The sequence below is a fragment of the Paenibacillus lautus NBRC 15380 genome (assembly GCF_004000945.1).
GTDB lineage: Bacteria > Bacillota > Bacilli > Paenibacillales > Paenibacillaceae > Paenibacillus_AQ > Paenibacillus_AQ lautus.
In genome coordinates this window covers 1-20847 of sequence record NZ_BIMF01000025.1, presented here as the reverse complement: position 1 = coordinate 20847, position 20847 = coordinate 1, and the positions used below count along the sequence as shown (strand labels likewise).

Annotated in this window: 20 protein-coding genes; 7 read left to right on the top strand and 13 right to left on the bottom strand. The window is 50.7% G+C overall.

Annotated features, from left to right (window positions below; genetic code table 11):
* Window positions 1–47 precede the first annotated feature (47 nt).
* From PLA01S_RS27880 to PLA01S_RS27860, 5 genes are all read left to right on the top strand, one after another.
* Complete coding sequence (locus PLA01S_RS27880; RefSeq protein WP_127595141.1) at window positions 48–1040, top strand: alpha/beta fold hydrolase; 993 nt, start codon at window positions 48–50, stop codon at window positions 1038–1040.
* Window positions 1041–1174: 134 nt separating this feature from the next.
* The gene (locus PLA01S_RS27875) at window positions 1175–2350 is read left to right on the top strand and encodes a Fe-Mn family superoxide dismutase (protein ID WP_127595139.1); all 1176 of its coding nucleotides are present in this window, start codon (window positions 1175–1177) and stop codon (window positions 2348–2350) included.
* 467 nt (window positions 2351–2817) lie between these two features.
* Entirely contained in the window at window positions 2818–3096 is a 279-nt protein-coding gene (locus PLA01S_RS27870) for a hypothetical protein (RefSeq protein WP_076325901.1), read from the top strand.
* A 68-nt stretch (window positions 3097–3164) separates the two neighbouring features.
* Window positions 3165–4439, top strand: a complete 1275-nt coding sequence (locus tag PLA01S_RS27865; protein ID WP_127595137.1) for a lipase family protein — start codon at window positions 3165–3167, stop codon at window positions 4437–4439.
* 32 nt (window positions 4440–4471) lie between these two features.
* Complete coding sequence (locus PLA01S_RS27860; RefSeq protein WP_076325903.1) at window positions 4472–4744, top strand: hypothetical protein; 273 nt, start codon at window positions 4472–4474, stop codon at window positions 4742–4744.
* A 108-nt stretch (window positions 4745–4852) separates the two neighbouring features.
* Here the strand turns inward: PLA01S_RS27860 and folE are convergent, their stop codons facing one another.
* From folE to PLA01S_RS27815, 9 genes are all read right to left on the bottom strand, one after another.
* Window positions 4853–5446, bottom strand: a complete 594-nt coding sequence (gene folE, locus PLA01S_RS27855; protein WP_071220880.1) for a GTP cyclohydrolase I FolE — start codon at window positions 5444–5446, stop codon at window positions 4853–4855.
* 123 nt (window positions 5447–5569) lie between these two features.
* Window positions 5570–5806 (bottom strand): YneF family protein, encoded by a 237-nt coding sequence (locus tag PLA01S_RS27850; protein ID WP_009594912.1) that lies wholly within the window; start codon window positions 5804–5806, stop codon window positions 5570–5572.
* A gap of 141 nt (window positions 5807–5947) precedes the next feature.
* Window positions 5948–7795, bottom strand: a complete 1848-nt coding sequence (queG, locus tag PLA01S_RS27845) for a tRNA epoxyqueuosine(34) reductase QueG (RefSeq protein ID WP_127595135.1) — start codon at window positions 7793–7795, stop codon at window positions 5948–5950.
* 43 nt (window positions 7796–7838) lie between these two features.
* Window positions 7839–8441 carry a signal peptidase I gene (gene lepB / locus PLA01S_RS27840; protein ID WP_100540182.1) on the bottom strand — a complete coding sequence of 201 codons (603 nt, stop codon included), beginning with the start codon at window positions 8439–8441 and terminating at the stop codon, window positions 7839–7841.
* Between the two features lie 201 nt (window positions 8442–8642).
* Window positions 8643–9068, bottom strand: a complete 426-nt coding sequence (locus tag PLA01S_RS27835; RefSeq protein WP_100540181.1) for a GNAT family N-acetyltransferase — start codon at window positions 9066–9068, stop codon at window positions 8643–8645.
* Window positions 9069–9505: 437 nt separating this feature from the next.
* Entirely contained in the window at window positions 9506–10594 is a 1089-nt protein-coding gene (locus PLA01S_RS27830; RefSeq protein ID WP_127595133.1) for an efflux RND transporter periplasmic adaptor subunit, read from the bottom strand.
* A 33-nt stretch (window positions 10595–10627) separates the two neighbouring features.
* On the bottom strand, window positions 10628–11923 hold the full coding sequence (locus tag PLA01S_RS27825) for an ABC transporter permease (RefSeq protein WP_127595131.1): 1296 nt from the start codon (window positions 11921–11923) through the stop codon (window positions 10628–10630).
* Window positions 11924–11973: 50 nt separating this feature from the next.
* The gene (locus PLA01S_RS27820; RefSeq protein ID WP_127595129.1) at window positions 11974–12741 is read right to left on the bottom strand and encodes an ABC transporter ATP-binding protein; all 768 of its coding nucleotides are present in this window, start codon (window positions 12739–12741) and stop codon (window positions 11974–11976) included.
* A gap of 27 nt (window positions 12742–12768) precedes the next feature.
* Entirely contained in the window at window positions 12769–15336 is a 2568-nt protein-coding gene (locus PLA01S_RS27815) for a hypothetical protein (RefSeq protein WP_127595127.1), read from the bottom strand.
* A 327-nt stretch (window positions 15337–15663) separates the two neighbouring features.
* Here PLA01S_RS27815 and PLA01S_RS27810 point away from each other — a divergent pair, with 327 nt between their 5' ends.
* Window positions 15664–16272 (top strand): superoxide dismutase, encoded by a 609-nt coding sequence (locus PLA01S_RS27810; RefSeq protein WP_071220888.1) that lies wholly within the window; start codon window positions 15664–15666, stop codon window positions 16270–16272.
* A 135-nt stretch (window positions 16273–16407) separates the two neighbouring features.
* On the opposite strand, the gene PLA01S_RS27805 is transcribed toward PLA01S_RS27810, so the two are convergent.
* The 3 genes from PLA01S_RS27805 to acpS all read right to left on the bottom strand — a co-directional run bounded on the left by PLA01S_RS27805 (window position 16408) and on the right by acpS (window position 19277).
* A complete protein-coding gene (locus tag PLA01S_RS27805; RefSeq protein WP_127595125.1) occupies window positions 16408–17643 on the bottom strand; it encodes an MFS transporter in 1236 nt (411 codons plus the stop codon).
* A 65-nt stretch (window positions 17644–17708) separates the two neighbouring features.
* The gene (mutY, locus tag PLA01S_RS27800) at window positions 17709–18857 is read right to left on the bottom strand and encodes an A/G-specific adenine glycosylase (RefSeq protein WP_127595122.1); all 1149 of its coding nucleotides are present in this window, start codon (window positions 18855–18857) and stop codon (window positions 17709–17711) included.
* A gap of 24 nt (window positions 18858–18881) precedes the next feature.
* Window positions 18882–19277, bottom strand: coding sequence for a holo-ACP synthase (acpS, locus tag PLA01S_RS27795; RefSeq protein WP_100540174.1), 396 nt, complete (start codon window positions 19275–19277; stop codon window positions 18882–18884).
* A 190-nt stretch (window positions 19278–19467) separates the two neighbouring features.
* Between acpS and PLA01S_RS27790 the strand changes: the two genes are divergently transcribed.
* On the top strand, window positions 19468–20019 hold the full coding sequence (locus tag PLA01S_RS27790; RefSeq protein ID WP_127595120.1) for a dihydrofolate reductase family protein: 552 nt from the start codon (window positions 19468–19470) through the stop codon (window positions 20017–20019).
* Window positions 20020–20088: 69 nt separating this feature from the next.
* Here PLA01S_RS27790 and nadE read toward each other — a convergent pair.
* The coding region (nadE, locus tag PLA01S_RS27785; RefSeq protein WP_246059890.1) for an NAD(+) synthase at window positions 20089–20847 on the bottom strand (759 nt) is incomplete at its 5' end.

Sequence of the window (20847 nt, the reverse complement as noted above, 5' to 3'; positions counted from 1 at the left end):
CATGTTAACGAAACATATCCAGACTATATGGTAAGGAGGGGCCACTTATGAGCACAACGACTGGTAGTAACGCCCCACTCTCCCAATTAAATGACACGCCGGCCGAGCTGTCGACGGGCTTGGTTCGTTTAAAGCATATTATATTAGCATTGTTATTATCTGTCGTTTTTTTTCTCGTTTTCTGTTTTATTTCGCTTCATGCCTATATTGCTTGGGTTTTGTCGAATCCGACGGTTGCACCGCTCTATTCCAATCCCAAGCTTGCTAAAGATATGGATTACGAGAATGTCACGTTCCACTCCATTGACGGCAAACGAAATATAAATGGATGGTATATACCGGCCGAAAATTCTTCGAAAACCATCGTGCTCAGCCATGGTTACGGCGCCAACCGAGAGGAAACCTGGGTACCGATGTACGATATCGCCCACTACGCACACAACATGAATTTTAATGTGCTCATGTTTGATTACGGTTTTGCCTCCCAGACCAGCAAGGAAGTGGCGACCGGTGGCAAAGAGGAGAAACGCCAGCTTCTTGGAGCCATTGAACATGTGAAGCAGCGCGGCGCGAAGCAAATTGTCGTCTGGGGCTTCTCCATGGGGGCTGGCACCGCACTGCAGGCAGGGCTTGAGACCAAGGATGTGGATGCCATGATTCTGGACAGCGCCTTTTTATTGGAGCCGGACACGCTTTATCACAATATTCACAACCAGATTAATCTCCCGCGCCATCCTTCCCTGGAGATTCTGGAGCTGCTCTTCCCGGTGCTCAATGGCACAAGCTTGGATCAGATCCCGTACAATGAGGTGAAAAAGCACGATTATCCGTTCCCGACCTTGTTCATCCACGGAACGAAAGACGACAAGGCACCTTACCCGATCGCCGAGAAGATTGCTTCCAATCAAACCCATACGGATTCGGATTCCTGGATTGTAGAGGAGGCGTATCATGAGCTCATCTTCCGTGAGCACCCTAAAGAATATCTGCGCAGAGTATCCACCTTTCTAGGCAAACTCGAAACTCCGGATGAATCCTGATGCTTTAGTCATCATACGATCCATCTCCCCCCTGCTGCTTTGATGCAGCGGGGGTATTTTTATTTCCCCCTCATAATACAGGCCGCTATATGAATATAGTGTGTTTAGTGAACCTGATACTGGAGGGAACGGACATGTTATTTATTTACGGAGCGAAGCTCCCGGTACGATTACTCGAAGAGATTCGCTATTGGAAGCATCAGGAAAGGAAACATACGGGGCTCATCAAAGCCATTGCGCCGGATCTGGAGCCGGTCTATGTCAACATGCTGGATCAATGGGCGGTGGTGTTCGCCGATACGGAAAAAGCAGCAGACGAACTTTTGCGTCACATTCTCCGTTATGACGGACCTCCTTCGTCTCAAGTGCTGGCCCAAGTCGAGCAGCTGCTGCGCGCTTCCTGCGAGCAATCCAGAGAGTTCATCCGCCAGCTCCACGGATTGAAGGAGAATAGTGAAGCTGTTCGGAAAGTGCCGCTCGCCGGCACGGTCCTGCATCATGTGATTCGGGAGTCCGAATACTTCCTGAACACGCTCGAGACGCTCAACTCCGCCGGAGCGCTGGAGAGATTCATGGATGTAGAGATGCCGATGCAATCGATGACGCTTCACGAGGCCTCCTCCCCTCCGCCATCTCGCTCTGAGGCTGATCTGTCCATTCAAGGCATGGGAGACAGCGGCAAGGCCGTACCGATTGGCGGACATCGCCTTCCTCCACTGCCTTACGCTTATAATGCGCTGGAGCCTCATATCGACGAGAAAACCATGCGGATTCATCACGATATCCATCACCAAAGCTACGTCGACGGTTTAAACAAAGCAGAGAAAAAATTGGAGGCGGCCAGAAAAAGCGGCGATTTCGAGCTGGTGAAGCATTGGGAACGCGAGCTGGCTTTTCATGGTGCCGGCCACTATTTGCACACGATCTTCTGGGACATTATGAACCCGCAGGGCGGTGGCGAACCGGGCGGGGAGCTTGCCCAGCAGATCAAGAAAGATTTCGGAAGCTTCGATCGCTTTAAAAAGCACTTCTCCGAAGCTGCAGACAAAGTGGAAGGCGGCGGCTGGGCGATCCTCGTCTGGAGTCCGCGCAGCCATCGACTGGAAATTCTGCAGGCCGAGAAGCATCAGAACCTCTCCCAGTGGGACGTCGTACCTCTTCTGGCACTGGATGTATGGGAACACGCCTACTACCTCAAACATCAAAGTAAACGCAAGGATTACATCAAGGATTGGTGGAACGTGGTCTACTGGCCAGCGGTTGCGGAGCGCTTCAAGCATGCCAGTAAGCTGAAATGGAAGCCTTTTTAATTCAAAGCCTTGCTGGGCTGCTTCATATTGGTTAATATTGGGTATGATGTCTATAGCCCTCCTTACTTCACTTATGGAGTTCAAGGAGGGTTTATCAATATTCAGGGGGTGACTCATGAACCGGGCACTTGGTCATGAGCCCCGAATTGGACAAGATTATTCAAGCTAAGGAGTAACCCGAGCCTATTGTTAGGTCTTTTTTACCACATATCTGGTTATTTATTCGGTTGAACGCTCCCATATGCTGGATTATGATATGACAGTAAGCTTGATAAGCAGTCTCTGCATGGCCTAAGGCGAAACGAAGAGAAATTATGGCTCCATGTTAAGACTGCAAGATTCAGCATGCCTGTAAGAGCAGAACATCACCACTGAAGGGATGGGTCAGTGTGAACAGTAGATTCAAATCACGTGTTTTCATTTTTGCTTTTGTGCTTATCATTTTAATTGTTGGAGGATGCCAGCCAGTGAACAATAACCAAGCCACTACAGACGACAGCTCGGACGAAGTCATAACGAAGGCTAAAACCACAGCCGTTCAGCATTTTAAAGAGAAATACAACTTGGATGTAGAAATTACCAAGGAAGAGATGATGCCTTCTATCGTAGCGGACAAGGTCAACCTCGAGGGGTTTGTCGTAGATCATCCTGAACAAACCTTTAAAATATCCGTTGATTTCAACACAGGCGAGACATCCAACTTCGTGATGAACCCGGAGCTCAGAAAAGCGATTAAGGGTGAGTGATGGGTTGAGCTGCCTTTTGGCTGTAGCTACAGGTTCTGATCCTACTGAATGTTAAGGAGGGAGTATATTTGAGTTCACCGCAAGTGGATGACGAGACATACCGATTGATGTCAGAAGCGGCTTATCTCGATCTGAAAAAAGAAGATACCGTTGAGGACTTGCCTGGATGGGAGGTCCTTGAGGACTATAAGAGCAACAGCATATCAGGTTTTGATGCGGTAACTTTCTACAACAAGGAAACGAATCAGGCCGTTATCGCATACCGGGGCACCGAGGCAGGTGAAGACTTATCCCATGCTCTCCCCGATTATTTAGCCGATGCGGATATTGGCTTTGAAGAGATCAAAAGAAAGATTCCGGAATTTCGGCCACCTTGGGCGGACCATGTAGACAAAGTCAAAGAAGCCACGGGGATTAACGATGTCACGGATTGGTTCGGTGAACAATCGAGGAAAATCGATAAAAAAACGGATATATTAGGAACCAACCAATTGTATCAAGCCGAGGATTATGCGCTGGAAATGAAGGAGAAATACAAGGGCGTTGATTTCACCCTCACGGGGCACTCCCTGGGGGGAGCCAATGCGCAATATGCTGCCGCCTATACGGGCATGTCGGCTGTCACCTTCAGTGCTCCGTCGGTCATCGGGAGCCTCTCCCCTGAAGCCAGAAGAAAGGCAGAGAACGGGGAATTTGACTCTCAAATCACTAATTTCGTCCATCCTGGCGACATTATTGGCAGCGGTGCGCTCGGCGGCTTCGATGGCCACGTCGGTTCAACCTATTACATAGACTCCAGTTATAAAGACGCCAATGACGGGCTTAGTTTAAAGGAAAAAATTGATAATACACTAGGCGGCCCCAATTATCATCAGCTTGACCGCTATCGATTCGAGGATGGTTACATCTCAAATCCTCTGTACGACGGCGCTACCGACAAAGCCGTTGATTCGCCCAGAATACCTGCCCATAGCAGTCTCTTGTTCGGCCTGGGTAGTCCGATGAGCCATTTGGGCTTAGGTTTAGGCGGCTCGCTAGCAGCTATAGCCGGTTCTGCAGGAGGCTCCTCCGGAACCATTCAGGTGACCCCTGCCGAGCTGCGAAGCGTAGCTGAGAAATGGAGAGCACACGCCCATCAAAGTGATGCCGAAATCCAAGGAATCCGGCAGCGTCTCTCCAAATATATGTTCTCCAGCCACAGCAGACGTCTGCAGCCGATTGTTCAGCAGCTGGATACATCCATCATGTCGATGAGTCAATGGCATCTGCAGCATACCACCGACATCGTTCAATATATTAAATTCAAGGCGGATTTATTTGAACGGACAGACAACAGCGGGTAAACATCAATACGAAACTACCGGGAGGGATGGAGATGAGTCGAGAGATTCTGCTGGAGCTTGATGATTTGCTTCAAGCCGAACGTGAGCTGTCAGGACTGCTGGCAGCCATTCGGGCTGACGAACAGGAGGCACGGGTCATGTACGCCCGTCTGCAGGATTGGAAGGGACAATCCGCCAATGTGCTGCGCGATCAGATTGAAACCTTCTTTATGGAGATGTCCCGCCGCATCCGGGATATCGAGGAGCAAAAACACGCGCTCATCCAGTATGTGCAGTATATGAAACAAGTGGATGGCGCTTCTTGAGAAGCCCTTGCCTTGCATCGATTAACATATGAGCCCACCTTCGTTATTAAGCACATAAAAAGGCTTCGCCTCCGTGGGCGAAGCCTTTTTCAATTATCTGGATCCTGCTTAGTCTTTAATCAGAGACAGAAATTCCGAACGCTGTGCAGAATCACTCTGGAAGGTACCGCGTACAGCTGACGTCACCGTCTTGCTGCCCGGCTTCTTCACGCCGCGCGCGCACATGCACAGATGCTCGCCTTCCACAACAACCATCACGCCGTTTGGCTGCAGCGCCTCCACCATAATATCCGCGATTTGCGAGGTGATGCGCTCCTGCACCTGAAGGCGACGGGTAACCGCCTCTACAAGACGTGCCAGCTTGCTCAAGCCGGCGATTTTGCCGCTAGGGACATAACCGATATGGACTTTCCCAAAGAACGGCGCCATATGGTGCTCGCACTGGCTGTAATATACGATATCCTTCACGATGACCAATTCCTCATGATTCTCGTCAAAGGTAACCCCGAGAACATCCTTGGGATCGACTTCGTATCCCGCAAAGATCTCCTCATACATCCGTGTCACACGGGCCGGTGTCTCAAGGAGCCCCTCACGCTGGGGATCTTCACCGATCAGTTTCAATATTTGCTCTACATGATACTCGATCTGCTCTCGGTTATCGCCGACTTTATTGTTCACATAATCCTTTACACCCGCCACAGTTCATCCCCCTTTTTCGTTCCATAGAAAAAGCAAACGGTTAACTTATAGCCGCTGTTAGCGGCCTTTTTAAATAGAAATGCCCCTCCGTCATTTCATTTAGACGGGAGCGGGCTTTTTTCATTATGATTTGCGTTTACGGCCTTGCCCTTTACCCGGCATAGGCTGATTTTTCATCATTTGCTGTGCGCGCTGCATTTGCTTGCTGTTCATGTTATAGCCCATTTGTTTTGCCATCTTCTGCAGCATTTGCGGATCGTTCTGCATCTTCTCCAATTGCTTGCGGAGATAGAATACGCCGATGAAAAATCCGCCAACCAGACCCACGATCAATGTAATAATCGGAATGACTATATCCATCACTTGACCACCTTCTACTATACTAATATCTACCATTTAATGGCGCATACACGAACCTATCATAGCATGTCCTTTTCGCCACAGCAAATGAAAATAACGGATACATGGCAGCAAGCCGCCCCAATCATGCACCTTGATCATTTATTGCCCATTCCGTCCCGGCATAACCCCTTCCAGGGTCAGCAGGATGCGTTTGATCTCCGGTCCGCCGGCATATCCGATCAAAGTACCGTCAGTACCAATCACCCGATGACACGGCACCACAATCGGCACCGGGTTTTTGTTGTTCGCACCGCCTACCGCCCGAACGGCTTTCGGACGACCGATGGATTCCGCTACATCCTTATAAGAACAAACATTTCCATAAGGGATGGATTTCAAAGCTTCCCATACCTGCAATTGGAATGACGTTCCGCGCATATCCAGCTTTATGTCAAACTCCTTCAACTCACCGGAAAAGTACTGTTTCAGCTGCGATGTCATAGGAGCTAATCTTGCTTCATCGCGCTGATAACCCCCATTACCGGCCCAGGTCCGCGACCACTGCTGGATGACCGCTTCCTTCACATAAAAGCTGCCAAATTCAATCAGACAAAGGCCCTTCTCCGTTGCACAGACCGTCAAAGGTCCGATCGGTGATTGAATTTCATCGTAATACAACATTTCCGGTCCTCCTTCAGGAATGGCCATAGGCTCGACTCCCTGAATTACAGGACTTTCAGGCTGGACTTTCGTTCCCCCATTCGAAGAATCAGACACTTTGTTGCTATTGTCGTCTGCGGCGGCTTGCGCTCCAGCAGATGACTCATTCTCATTTGGTTCAGACTTCAGTTTATTCAAGGCTTGCTGCAGCATATTTCGTACTTGGGAATCCCCTTCTGATTTCATGCTTTTCTCTAAGTTGTTCAACGCTTCTTCGCCTCCAATACGGCCCAGAGCCCATGCAGCGGTTCCCCGCAGCTCCGGGCGCGGGTCTTTCAGCAGTACCTCGCTTAGCTTCGGCACAGCTGAATTATCTTTAAAGTTGCCAAGCGCGATGACAGCATTGCGCTGAATCGGCTTTCGGCCGCGCCAAGCGGCCGACGTATCTCCAAATGCCTCCTTGAATTCCCGGTTGCTCATATCCAGGATGGGCAGGAGCAGTGGCTTGGCTTTTTCAGGATCGGGCTTGAAGTCCTCTTGATGAGTCCAATTCTTGCCCCGGTTCTTCGGACAAACAATTTGACAGGTATCACAGCCGTACAGCCGGTTACCGATCTTGCGCATGGCTTCTTCGTCCAGTAACCCTTTGGTCTGGGTTAGAAAAGAAACGCAGCGCTGGGCATTCAACTGCCCGGGACCGACAAGCGCGCCGGTTGGGCAAGCGTCAATGCACTTGGTGCACTCCCCGCAGTCCTCGGTTACCGGCGTATCCGGCGGAAACGGGATATTGGTTACCATTTCGCCGAGGAATATCCAGGAACCGAACTTCGGAGAGATGATGGCGCAGTTCTTCGCGCTAAAGCCAATTCCGGCTCGCTGCGAAACCGCCCGGTCGACAAGCGCGCCCGTGTCCACCATGCTTTCAAGCTTCGCATCCGGCACGCGTTCTTTAATATATTCCTCCAGACGGCTCATAGCCTCCCGGAGCACATGATGATAATCCCTTCCCCAAGCGGACCGCGCCATAATCCCCCTGTACTTGCCAGGCTCCGATTTGGGCGGGTTCTCCATCTTGGAGTGGTACGTTATGGCAATGGCGATCAGGGACTTCGGCTCCGTACCGGGAAGGGCCGGAGTAACCCGCTTATCCAGATCCGACTCCTCAAAGCCCGACTCATACCCTTTATCCCGATGATTTTGCAAAATGCTCTTCAAGGATTCGAACGGCTCTGCCGAAGCGAAGCCAATATCATCAATGCCAAGCTCCGGCGCAACGGCCTTGAGCTCCTGCTTGAGCTCCTCCCATACCGAAGGCGGAGGAGCGTACGAGCCGAGTGTGTAGGTCATTCTCCAGCGCCTCCTTTCCTGGGATGATGTTCTGTCTTTTCAGCTACAGCTTTTTGATCTCGGACAACGGCCAGAAAATAAATTCCGCCCTGCCGACGATGTCGCTTTCCTTCACGCTCCCGAACATGCGGCTGTCCTTGCTCTTTCCAAGATGGCGGTTATCTCCCATAACGAAGTAGCGGCCCTCTTCCAGAGTTATGGGCTCAAAGCCCGGGTCCTCGATCGGAACATCGGTATACCCTTCCTGCTGTGCAACTCCGTTCACGTACAGCTTCTGGTCCTTTACCTCAATGGTGTCCCCAGGTACGCCCACGACACGCTTTACAAGAAACTCCTTCTTATCCGGGCCATCACTCGGGTCCTTAAGCACAATCACATCGCCATGGCTCGGTTCGGAAAAGCGATATACCACTTTATTAATAAACAGCCGCTCCGATGCTACCAGCGTCGGCTGCATAGATTCACCTTTAACCATAGAAAGGTTGAACACAAACATATTTAGAAGCACCATAATAACAAATGCAATCGCAATCGTCTTTACCCAATCCCAAAGCTCGGCAGCCCAGCCGTTCTTCTTGCCAGGTTGATTCTGAGGTCCGTTGTTCTCGCCATGCTCAGTTGAATCCGGAGAAATCACTTGTCCCATGCTACACCTACTTTACTTCGATTTCGCCTTCGGGTACCAAAGGCGGCACCTTCAAAAAAGGTACATTAATAGAAAAGCATATCTCCCACCCATTTGCAACGGCTGAAAGATATGCTTCATATCGAAAAAATGTCGTTTCTTATCTCTGTCGAAGCTTAAAGCCGCCGTTTGCGTCGCTCGTATGTACCGCTTTTGTCATGACTACGATTGACCAAGGATACTGAGCTTCTGGAACGACCGCAGGATTTGGCTGGCACCGTATCCCATGGCTTCATAAAATGGCATGGCTGCGGCGTTGTGCTCGTCTCCGGCTACCATGATCCGACTGACTTTTCGTGATTGAAAACGCTGTTCCATTGCCGAAATCAAGGCTTTGCCAATCCCTTTTCTGCGATAGTCGGGATGAATGGCAATGCGGTAATAACAACCATGATTGCGCTCGATCGTACCGATTAAGGCACCAACGATTTCACCGTTTTCTTCAGCTACCATAATCAGATCGGAGTCCCAAGCAAGCTGCCTGGAGAAGGGCTCCATCGTGTTTTCGTAGCATTCTTCCGATAAAGCAATCTGCAGTAGCTCGGTTACGGGGTTACAGTCACTCAACTGAAAGGAACGAACATGCATTTCAAAATCTCCCTTTTCGTTAGCATGATGCGGTTTACCCGGTTTACAAAAATCTAGTATTCCGTTAACGCAAACCTGACATTTAGGTTACTACAAAAAACCCGAAAATCCTCTTTCCTTGTCCATTAAACCACATCTTTCTCGTAAATTCACGAGTTTTCTTCTGAAAGCGCTTTATATGAAGCGTTTTCATCTTTTTAGCTGGATAATATTCCATTTTTTTGTTGAATGATAGGTTTGTTTCCTGCCACTAAACCATTAGCTCACTGTTAAAATTACACCCATTAATTCCCAAGGTTTTTCTTCCTGATTGAGATCTACATTTTAATAAAATGACCAGACTTTCCCAGTCCTGCCGTTGATAAAGCAAGCAAAAAAACAACAGCGTTCTCTCGGCAATGTGCCTTTGAGGAACGCTGTGTTTTCGCTCATGATATCTACTGGAGAACGACGGTGTCGCCCACTTTCAGCCCTGACAAAACCTCGACTTTATCCAGCGTCTGCAAGCCGGTCTCAATATCCTGCCGTTCAATCTGGCCGCCTCCCTTGTCCACCATGACATAGGAGGTGCCTCCGTCCGTCATGACGGCAAGTTTAGGAACGACAACCGCCTTATCCTTCCGTTTGGTTACAATATCTCCGTTTAGCGTCAGCCCGCCGATCAAACGTTCTTCCTTCGGCAGCGAGATGATCACCTTAAACTGTGGTGTCTGGGAAGTTTGCTTCTCCTGAGCCGTCGTCTCGGCAAATTTGGCCACTTCCAGCACCTTTCCCTTCAGCTTTAGATCCTTGATGGACGGCAGCTTTACCTCAACCGCCATGTCCGGCTTAATGCTGAATATATCGTTTTCCCCGACATATGCCACTAATCGAAGAGAATCCAGGTCGACGATTTTGCCGATATACTGGTTCGCCGTCACTGATTGCGGCCGCTGCTGCGTCGGATCGAACAGAAATAGGCCTGTTGCAGGTGATAGGTATGTAGCTTTCATCAGCCTGTCATTCAAGTCGGCCAGCGTCTGGCGCTCAATATCGTTGGTAACCTCGTCCAGCTGACTGCTCAGCCGAGCATTTTCCTGGTCTGCCAGCATTTTAAGGCGCTCGGCCTCTGTTGCTAACGCCGGGGCGCTATCGAGGTCCTGATTTAACGTGAACTCCTTTAGCTCCTGCTCCAGCTTCCGCTTCTGCAGCTCGGCTTCCTTCTGCTGAAGCTGCTGGCGAATGGCCGTTTGCTCCAATTTAAAAAGAGCATCGCCTTTCTTGATCTGCTGGCCGTTCTCTACGTTCCATGACTCCACTTTCGCTTCAAAAGGTGCGTACACATTGGTCTCTCGCCCATATTCGGACGTTCCCTTGACCTGCACGGTCGAGACGATGGTTTCCTCGGTGACGGGAAATGAGATGACCTGCGGCTCTTCCATCATGGGAATCTCGGGTTCTTTCGGTTTCACCTGTCCATATCCCCAATATCCCACCAAGCCCAGCACGGCAACGATAACCGTCCATTTTATGATTTTTTTTATCATACCGATTTAGCTTCCTTTCCGAAACTCATTATCCTAATCCCGCTTGATGGCCAGAAGTGCATTCGTTCTAGCTGCACTGATCGCCGGATAGATCCCTGAGAAGATTCCGGTCATCACAGCGAATGCAATGCCGATAGGCAGTGTCTCCAGCGTAACCGCAATTTGCAGCCCAGACATACCCGCCGAAGCCATAATGAATGAATTCAGTCCCTTGATGATCAAAAATGCGAATACGATGCCAAGCAATCCGCCAAGCAAACCGAGCAGGCTGGCTTCTACGATGAACATGTTGCGGATTTGCGGCATATTCGCCCCCAGGACCTTCATGATGCCAATTTGTCTACGGCGCTGATGCGTTGACATCGTCATCGCTACGATGATCGATATCGAGGCCAATAACAGGATAAATACGCCGATCCCGAGAGCGATCGCTTTGAATGTATCCAATTGGGAAGCGACCTGATCACGCATGGCCAGATTGTCGCTCGCATTAAGCGCAAGCTTTGAGATCAAATCCTCGAGCGGTTTAATATTCTGCAGATCATCCACTTTGACGGTTAGATTATCGTATACCCGCTGTTTCGAAGCTGTCCCATTTTGCAGGTTCAAACTGTTTGTTAGCCATTCCGCCGTATCAAAGGAAATATAGGCCTGACGATCGTAGATCGCAAACTGGGCATCTCTCCCCGTAGGCACGTCCAGCACGCCTCCAACATAAAGCTGCGGGCTAAGCTGTTTCTTGTCAGCGTCCATCTGCTCCAGCTGAATATTTTTACCGTTCATTTCCGATACGGTGCTCTCATACATCTGATATTCTTCCCATATCTTCGGATTGTTGGGATCGGTATTGATCATATTCATCAATCTTTCGCTCGTCTCTGCATCCTTCCATCCGGTTGTTGCTCCGTAATTGAGCACCATAGCACCGATCTGATCAAGCGGACCGCCTTCCTTGAACCTGTTACCCTGCTCTTTGAGCTTTGACAGGTCCACGGCCACAACGTTGAAGCCGTCGTTGATCAGGTTGTCGGACGAAATGGCTCTAAAATACCCGAGTTGCTTGGTGGCTATAACGGATTTGACATGATCAAAGCCCTGGATCACCTGAACCTTATCATCCGTAAGCAATCCCCGGTCAGCTCCGACCGTGGGGCCGCTGCCTTCACCTTGCCCGCTTGAGCCCTGCGGAGTCACCGTAATTTCGTCAAGCTTCATGCCGCCTATAATTTCCGTCTCCAAATAATTCTGGGCGCCGTTGCCAATGCTGATCGCTACGATAATAGCCGCGCATCCAATCGAAATACCGGTCATGCACAGGGCTGTCACCACTTTACGGCGTTTAATCTGTCCCCATGCCAGCCGTATGCTGTCTAAAATTATCAGCTGACCTCACCTGCCTCCTCCGCATGAACCGGGACTCCAGACAGGGGCGAAGGGGCGTTTGGCCCCCGTTGACCTGCTGCTGGCGTTGTATAGTCCTCCGGCTGAACCAGATAACCGTCACGGAGCATAATCGTTTTTTTCATTTGAGCAGCGACTTCCATCTCATGGGTAACGATGACAAATGTCGTTTTCATGGACTCGTTCAGCGCCATCATGATTCGGATAATTTCCTCTTCCGTCTTGGTGTCCAGGTTCCCCGTCGGCTCGTCCGCAAAAATAACGGAAGGCTCGGTAATCAATGAGCGAGCAATACTGACGCGCTGCTGCTGTCCGCCTGACAACTGGGACGGGTACAATGAAGCCTTATCGCCGATCCCCGTCATCTCCAGCAGCTCCATCGCTTTCTTGCGGCGCTTGGACGGAGAAACGGATTGAAAGACCAGTGGAAGCTCCACGTTTTCCCGAACCGTAAGCGTCGGGATCAGCTCATAGGCCTGAAAAATAAATCCGATATGCTTGCGCCGGAAGACTGCAAGCTTGTTTTCCCCGTATTTGACAATATCCTGATCGGCAATATAAATATGGCCTTCCGTCGGCTTCATTAGTCCTGCCATCAAGTTGAGCAGCGTGGACTTGCCCGACCCGGAACTGCCCAGCAGGGCAATCATCTCACCCTTCTGGACTTCGAACTGGATATGATGGAGCACTTTTAATACTTCGTTACCGTTCTTAAAGCTGTGCGATACATTTTCCAAACGCAACATGTTCGCTATTCCTTTCCGGTTCTTAATTTAACTCTCCTCGTCAGGAACTGCAGTAGGCGTGAATATCAGATTGTAGCTTTGACTGCCCAGCGTGATCCGTTCATTCTGGAATTCATCCACCAGGGTTAAGTTAAACCAACCGCCGCGAAGTTTTTTGTATTGCTCATCCGACAGCTCGATCGATACCGACCGGGTGCCCGGCACCTGAATATCGGTTCCTGGCGTGAGCGTACGCTCCTGTGTCTGCCCGAGGCTGTCCTTGATGATTAAAATCAGCTTGTGGCCGGAGTCCGCCGCAATGATGCTCTCGCTGCGTTTTACATCAAACGTGATATTCAGCGGAATGGAAGAACTGCCCTCCTGCAGATGTCCTACCGCTTTCGTAACCGAAACGTGGTAAGGATACCAATCGAGGTTTGTCAGGCCGGAGCTTACGGCAGGTCTGATCGGATTCAGCATCAATTTTTTCACGCCCATGACACCGGTAGCGTCTTTCCCCGTTTCCGCAAGCTTGCCTCCGGTCATCGCCGTACCCAGAGCAAGCCCCAATTCGCTTGCAGCCCCCTTCGGCACTCTGGCCCAAAAGACGATCGACTGCTTGGACCCCGGCTGAAGCGAGGCTTCCGGCTGAATGGTTTCCGCTTCATAGATCTTTCCATCCGTGCTTTGGAAATACCCCTTCAGCACCGCTGCTTGAACGCGGCGCTGTTCATTGCTGGTCAGCAAGAACTCGGAATAGACAATGTCGGAGTCCACGCCTTCATAGATGACCGTCCGCCGTTCCTGCGCCTCTGCGCGCTTACCAATCGCGGTAACCGTATACGGCTTCCCTTTCTCCAGAACGCTGATCGACTGTGTCATGCCTGACGTGGTCATGGTAAGGAACGACGTTTTGGCCGTGTCCTGCTGCGTAAACAGCTCGAAGCGGAGCGAACGGATATCCTTGGTATAAGGAATCCGCGCCATGACATATACCTCAGTGGATGACCCCGGGGCAATCAAGGAACCCTGCTCCTCCGCAATAACCTCCGAACCGGCCAGACTCGTTTTTTCGTCCGCTGTGACGTTCACTTTAAGCTCAGGCAGCGGCAGCGATTTAGATTCCTGAGTATTCCGCAGACGCAGCTTCGCAACGATCAGATCCTGATCCTGCCATGGCAGACGCTGCATGGATTCCAGCGTGTATGCAAATCCTTTGGCCGTCTGCGCGTCGTACTCCACGCCGATAGATGATTTGCGTTCCGTTTGGTAAGGGATGGCAAAGTATGCAATCGGCAAGGTCAATGACTCCTGGACCTCGGCGGTCGTCTCACTGCCCGGTTCACCCGAGCTCGCCGGCGGATTGGATGAGCTGACTGGGCCAGATGCCCCGATCATTTGCAACTTCAACCGGTCCTGCTTGAGATCAAGCGGAAGCGTGATTTCCATCACCATCGTTTTCTCTTCCCCGGGACGCAGCGTCAAACCCGCTTTGTTATCCGGAGTGTAAGGATGGAAGGAACCTTCGGATGCTTTAATTGCATACTCGTAGGCCGGAACCTCCACCGATTTTTTTCCTTTGTTCTTGAAGGCCATTTCGATATTCCATATGCCCTGCCCCCCTGAGGCACGCAGCGAAGCCTGGCGAATTCTGGCATCGACCGGAATCCCCTTGATGGTCAACTTCTTGGCCGCGCCCGCCGCAACATCCCACTTTGGAGCTGTTGCCGCAGGCAGCTTGAAGGATGCGACCGGCAACGACAGCTTCAGCGTTTCATCGTTTTCGGTCCACAAGAAACGTAAACCGGTCGTTTTAAGATAGGAGGGAACTTCTGTTATGTAATAAACCAGTTTCTTTTCTTTCGGCTGAACAGGCACACCCTCGGCCCCTGCCTCATGACGAAGAAGGAAAGAACTGCCGGTTGCTGTCACCAAATACGGTTCGAAGCCCCGGTCATTCCATACCTTTCCACCATGGTTCGTCATATACATCCCGACTTTGGCGATGACTTTACCGTCGTACTTGATGATCTCCATTGATTCCGCCTGCACTGTGACCGGACTGCCGCCCAGTTGCAGCTTGGAGCTCGAACCAGATGGTACGGCTGCTGAATAGTTGGCCGGCATTCTGTACGTTCCGACACGCTGCAGGTAGCCTTTGACTTGCGGATTCCATACGTCCATCACCAGCTTCATGCCGGACAAGGAGCTGCTATCGGTCTTCGCATAGTAGGTTACACTCAAGCTTTGCCCGGGCTCTACCTTCTTCTTGGCCAGATCCTTGGAAATGGGATTGGCTGCCGTCACGGAAGCGCCGGGAAGCACTACCTTGGGAAAATAAGATACGAGGCGCGCTGCGCTTTTACCCCCGTTTTTATAAGTCAGTGTAAATACCGCCACATTCGTGCCGGTTTGCTGCCATACGTCCGCATGGTCAAGCTTTGCCGTGACGTTGTTGCCAAGTTTCACGCTCCAGGCGAGCGCTGCACCCTTCTGAGCAGTCGACTTCGCAATTTGCGATGGCTGCGTCTTAGATGCCGCAGCTTCCACTTGAGGTGCCGCAGCCAGAATGGCAGCCATCAGAATGGCAGTCACTCTGAGCTTTGTACTATTCATATTATGTACCGACTCCTTTCTACCTCGATATAACTCTTCTATATCGACGTTTCAATCATAGATTTATTCAAGACTATATATATAACGACAAGTTTCACAGAAAAGTTTTCCATTAATGTTCATTACGACGAAACAACTTTCCATCATGCAATAAATCAGCCCTCTCGGACTTTTCAAACATAAAAGTTGATTTAATCACCCAAAACGGTTTAATATATGTAGTGTAGCCGGATTACATATTCCATTGCTCCGGGATGATAAAGACTTCCTGATGAAGGAAGACCCTTTCATCATAACCAAAAACTAAATTTACAGGAGGTTTTTACTATGGCATTTCAATTACCAGCACTTCCTTACGCAAACGACGCGCTCGAGCCTCACATCGACGCACAAACGATGGAGATCCACCATGATCGCCACCATAATACCTACGTAACCAACTTGAACGCTGCTCTTGAGAACGCTCCTGAGCTTCAAGGCAAATCCCTTGAAGAGCTGATCGCTAACCTTGACGCTGTACCGGAAAGCATCCGCACAGCGGTTCGCAACAACGGCGGCGGACATGCTAACCACTCCCTGTTCTGGGAAGTAATCGGACCAAACGGCGGCGGACAACCGACTGGCGCATTGGCTGATGCCATCAACAGCGAGCTCGGCGGCTTCGATAAATTCAAGGAAGATTTCGCAAAAGCGGCTACAACCCGTTTCGGCAGCGGCTGGGCTTGGCTCGTTGTTAAAGACGGCAAACTGGCAGTAACCAGCACACCAAACCAAGACAGCCCGATCATGGAAGGTCAAACTCCTCTTCTCGGCCTGGACGTTTGGGAGCATGCTTACTATCTGAAATATCAAAACAAACGCCCTGATTACATCTCCGCATTCTGGAATGTAGTTAACTGGGAAGAAGTCGGCAAACGTTACGATAACGCGAAATAATATCGCTTAACTAAAAACCGATATCATACCAAAAAGGCTGCTTTCAGCTGTAGACCCTGTCTACCGCTAAAGCAGCCTTTTTCTATATCTATATCTATATCTATATCTATATCTATATCTATCTATATCATGCTGTTACGTGTTATTTACCGCTGCAGCAGGGCCAGACTCATAATGGCGGACCTTGGATGGCGCATAAATGACCACCAGCAGGATGACCGAGATCAGGACGGCTGCACCTGCACCGATCAGGCATACGGCCTGCAGCGGCCAGGCATCGGCGGCAAAACCGAGCAGAAGCGTTAAGAGAATCTGCAGCATCCCTTCCAGCAAGCGGGTCACGCTCGTAAAGCGCCCCATCAGATCAATAGGCACCTGATTTTGAAAAAAAGTGGTATATCCCGCATTCGCATACGAAGAGAAGAAACCAAACACGATAAAGCCGATAACGGCCGTCAGGAGGCCCGATGCGGCATAGAAGATCATATACCCGGCACTCGACAGAAGCACACCCGCCCCGATAAACATGCGCAATGACAGCCATTTGACAGTTAGAGACGCAGCCGCTGAGCCGGCCAGATACCCCGCTCCGGCTACGCTGACGAGCAATCCGTAATCCTCGTCGCCGAGGAGCAGCACCTGTTTAATGAAGGTGGCCTCTTGAGAATCGAGCGCGAAGCCGAGCAGCATGGCGGATTGAAACAACAGGTATACGAGCATAAAATACTTCGCCGCTTTCCCGAAATCTATAACCGCTGCCCAGTCCCGAAGCAGCGTCTTCATTGTGATGGCATCCCTTCCATTGGCTGCCCTCTCCCCTCCATCCACATCGGGAAGGAAGTATATGACAAGCGCGCAGATGAAGAAAGATACAGCATTGATGAAGATGCTGATCCGAATGTCCGTATAAGCGATCAATAGACCGGATATGGCGGGTCCAAGCAGCACAGCGCCGGATGTCGTAAAGCTGGACCATGCGTTGAACCGCTTTCGTTCCTCTGCCGGGATGAGCTTCGTTATATACGTCATGGACGTAGGCCCGAAAAAAGCCCCCGCCACGTTAATCAGAAACATGATACAGTAGATGGCCCAAACCGAGGACATGAAGGGGATAAGGGCAATCAAAGCCCCCCGGATCACATCGGTAGTGATCATAAGCCTCCGCTTATTCGCCCGGTCAATAATACTGCCCGCCCAGGAGTTGGTAAACAGGGTTGCGAGCGGACGGATGATAAACAATCCAGCCACTGCCGCAGGAGAACCTGTCATATGCAGGACAAGCAAATTGATGGCAACCAGATAGATCCAGTTCCCCAGATTGGACACCCCGATGCCAAAAATGTAAAGAAGCGCATTCTTCCAGCTATGCAAAAGCTCCACTACTCCTTACGAGCCGTTCCCTCATTATATCCCCCATTGCAAGGGGAATTACGGCTTTAAGATGAGAAATACGAGTTCAAAATCCGAATGAACACATTCGGAAATGCGTAGCGTTCCATGTCGTGAACGTGAATCCAGCGAAAGTTCTCTTCGCCTGTCTCATACGCCGCTGCACTCTCTGCTGCTTGCAGGGCTGCCGGCGGCACATCCTGCCACTTACAGCGGTACACGCCCATATTCCATTGAATATGGCTAAAGATATGCTCGGCGTCCATCACATGGCCGATCGGCAGGACCGGAACTCCTTCCTCCAGCAAGGCATCCCTCAAGCGGCTCATTGCCGTTTCCTCGGACATCACGGCCGGAACGCCGCTCCCCTCGGTCGATACGATCACATGCGGCAGCTCCCACATCCCTGCCAATAAACCGGTCGAGGGACGCTTGCGGATCAGAATCTTCCCTTCGTGCACGCCGGTGCCCTCTACGATCGCCGTAAGGCGGTATTCGGGACGCGGCGGCTTGGCCTTCGTCTTAATAGGAAGAGACTCCTCTTTGCCCTCAAGACGCGCTGTACAATGCTCCATCACCGGGCATACCAGACATTTGGGCGACTTTGGCGTACATATTAACGCCCCCAGTTCCATCAACGCCTGGGTGAAATCCGAGGCTCGACCGTCCGGAACCAGCGTCAGCACCAGCTCCTCCATCTTGGTGCGAGTTTTCACCTTCATAATATCTTCTTCAATTAAAAAATAGCGGGACAGCACGCGCATCACGTTACCGTCCACTGCTGCGGCAGGAATGTTGAATGCGATGCTGCGAATGGCGCCCGAGGTATAAGGACCAATGCCCTTAAGTCCCGACACTTCATCTTTGCCGCACGGCATAACGCCCCCATACTGCTCTGTCACTTGCCTTGCGGCTGCCTGAAGATTGCGTGCCCGGGAATAATAGCCGAGGCCCTCCCAGCATTTCAATACATCGTCCTCCGGCGCATCCGCAAGCGACTGAATCGTTGGAAACCGCTCGATAAACCGGTGGAAATACGGGATTACCGTGTCCACCCTGGTCTGCTGCAGCATAATTTCAGATACCCATATATAGTAAGGATCGCGATGCCTGCGCCATGGCAAATCCCTTTTGTTGATCTCATACCAATTCAGCAGCTCGTGGCTGAAGTATGGTTTGTGTTCCGTATTATGCATCTATAAAAATCTCCTTCGTCATCCTTACTTTATCTTCTCAACCACAGCGAAAGCGGAAGCCAGCGTGGCCTGATGCGAAATCGTCAGATGAATCGCATAATGTGCGGACTCTTCCATTCCGAGACGGTCCCAGGCTTCCCGTGATAGACGGGTCTCAGGCCTGCCAAGAGCACCTGGCAGCACTTCGATATCACGGAACCCGATTACACCCCCGATTCCGGAGCCGAAGGCTTTGGATATCGCCTCTTTGGCAGCAAAGCGCCCGGCAACAAACTCCGTCCGTTTCGCCCCCTTGCCGGCCGCAATGACCTGCTCGTCCTGCGTAAGCACGCGCTTCATGAACCTCTCGCCATGCGGGCCTGTCATCAACATCTCCATTCGCTTCATGTCCAGCACGTCATGTCCGATTCCGTAGATCACAATCGTCCGCTCTCCTTCATGGGTCCAGTCTTCCTGTCCAAAAAATATACTCCTACTTATTGTATCAGTCGATGTACGTCAACGCGAGACCAACGGTGTTACAACACCTTGAATTAAATAAATTTGTTGTATTTCAAATTTTATCCATATAGACTGTACAAAATAGCATAGCTTAAGGGGGAATCATGTTATGGGTTCATTGATTTATCACGTTGCCGTTTCGCTTGACTCTTTTATCGCCGATCAAGCCATGATGGATGGAAGAATCGACCGTACCCTCTTTTTATTCGACGGGGAACATGTTCCGGACTTCTTGGCCGACATTCAGGAGTTTGAGGCTGTGCTGATGGGCGGTAAAACGTATGAATTTGGATTTAAAATGGGCGCTAAGCCGGGGGAGCCTGGTTACAAAGGACTCAAACATTATATATTCTCACGGTCATTAGAATTCGAATCCAATGATGAAGTTGAATTAGTCAAGGAGGACGCCATCCCGTACATCCATAATCTCAAACAACAAACAGACGGCAAGCTGTGGCTGTGCGGCGGCGGAGAATTGGCAGGAAGCCTGCTTCAGCATCAACTGATCGATCAGCTTGTATTGAAGGTGAATCCGGTAATGGTTGGTGACGGCGTTCCGTTGTTCGGCAGTGTCAAGCCGCGGATAAGACTCGAACTGGTCAATATGAAGCAATATGCCAACGGCGTTCTCAAACCGACCTACAATATTATGTATACCTAGTCCCTCGCTAAACAAAAAGCCTTCCGGAGGGGATTCTCCGGAAGGCTCTTGGCTTCTGGTATTCGTATGTTAGATGCCTGGAATCGTATTGCGCTTGTGCGCGGTTTTGACGTAATAACTCTCGAGCTTCTGCTGAACATCAGGGTTGATCGTCTTGCCTTCCAGATAATCGCTGTTATCCTCGTAGCTGATTCCGAGCTCTTTCTCGTCCGTCTGACCTTCCCAAAGGCCGGCAGAAGGCGCCTTGTCCAGAATCGATTGCGGAACCCCCAAATAGGATGCGAGCATACGGACCTGACGCTTGTTCAGGGAACTCAGCGGCGTAATGTCCACTGCTCCGTCGCCCCACTTGGTATAGAAGCCGGTAATCGCCTCGGAAGCATGATCCGTGCCGACAACGATCAAATTCTGTTCGAATGCCAGCGCATATTGTACCACCATACGCACTCTGGCTTTCACATTGCCTTTACCGGGAATGCTCATATGCTTATGGACGCCGATATTTTTCAGGCCGTGCTCAACCTCCAGTGCAACCTCGTTCACGGCTTCCTCGATATTGGTCTCGACGGTATATTTCAAATCGAAGGCTTTCGCCGTCGCGTAGCTGTCGGAAATATCAGCCTGCTCGCCGTATGGCTGGAACACCCCGAGTGTCTTGTATTCCTTACCGATCTCCTCCGTAAGCTCGTCAGTAGCCCGCTTGCACAGACCGGCAGCCACGGCCGAATCAATCCCCCCGCTAATGGCGATCAGCAGTCCGGAAGTGCCCGAGTTCTTTACATAGGTTTTCAGAAAATCAACGCGCTTGCGTACCTCTTCCTCCACATT

Excerpts from the sequence above, each read along its gene's own strand:
- PLA01S_RS27880 (WP_127595141.1), top strand. The coding sequence starts at position 48 with ATGAGCACAACGACTGGTAGTAACGCCCCACTCTCCCAATTAAATGAC.
- PLA01S_RS27875 (WP_127595139.1), top strand. The coding sequence starts at position 1,175 with ATGTTATTTATTTACGGAGCGAAGCTCCCGGTACGATTACTCGAAGAG.
- PLA01S_RS27860 (WP_076325903.1), top strand. The coding sequence starts at position 4,472 with ATGAGTCGAGAGATTCTGCTGGAGCTTGATGATTTGCTTCAAGCCGAA.
- PLA01S_RS27850 (WP_009594912.1), bottom strand. The coding sequence starts at position 5,806 with ATGGATATAGTCATTCCGATTATTACATTGATCGTGGGTCTGGTTGGC.
- queG (WP_127595135.1), bottom strand. The coding sequence starts at position 7,795 with ATGACCTACACACTCGGCTCGTACGCTCCTCCGCCTTCGGTATGGGAG.
- lepB (WP_100540182.1), bottom strand. The coding sequence starts at position 8,441 with ATGGGACAAGTGATTTCTCCGGATTCAACTGAGCATGGCGAGAACAAC.
- PLA01S_RS27835 (WP_100540181.1), bottom strand. The coding sequence starts at position 9,068 with ATGCATGTTCGTTCCTTTCAGTTGAGTGACTGTAACCCCGTAACCGAG.
- PLA01S_RS27830 (WP_127595133.1), bottom strand. The coding sequence starts at position 10,594 with ATGATAAAAAAAATCATAAAATGGACGGTTATCGTTGCCGTGCTGGGC.
- PLA01S_RS27820 (WP_127595129.1), bottom strand. The coding sequence starts at position 12,741 with ATGTTGCGTTTGGAAAATGTATCGCACAGCTTTAAGAACGGTAACGAA.
- PLA01S_RS27815 (WP_127595127.1), bottom strand. The coding sequence starts at position 15,336 with ATGAATAGTACAAAGCTCAGAGTGACTGCCATTCTGATGGCTGCCATT.
- PLA01S_RS27810 (WP_071220888.1), top strand. The coding sequence starts at position 15,664 with ATGGCATTTCAATTACCAGCACTTCCTTACGCAAACGACGCGCTCGAG.
- mutY (WP_127595122.1), bottom strand. The coding sequence starts at position 18,857 with ATGCATAATACGGAACACAAACCATACTTCAGCCACGAGCTGCTGAAT.
- PLA01S_RS27790 (WP_127595120.1), top strand. The coding sequence starts at position 19,468 with ATGGGTTCATTGATTTATCACGTTGCCGTTTCGCTTGACTCTTTTATC.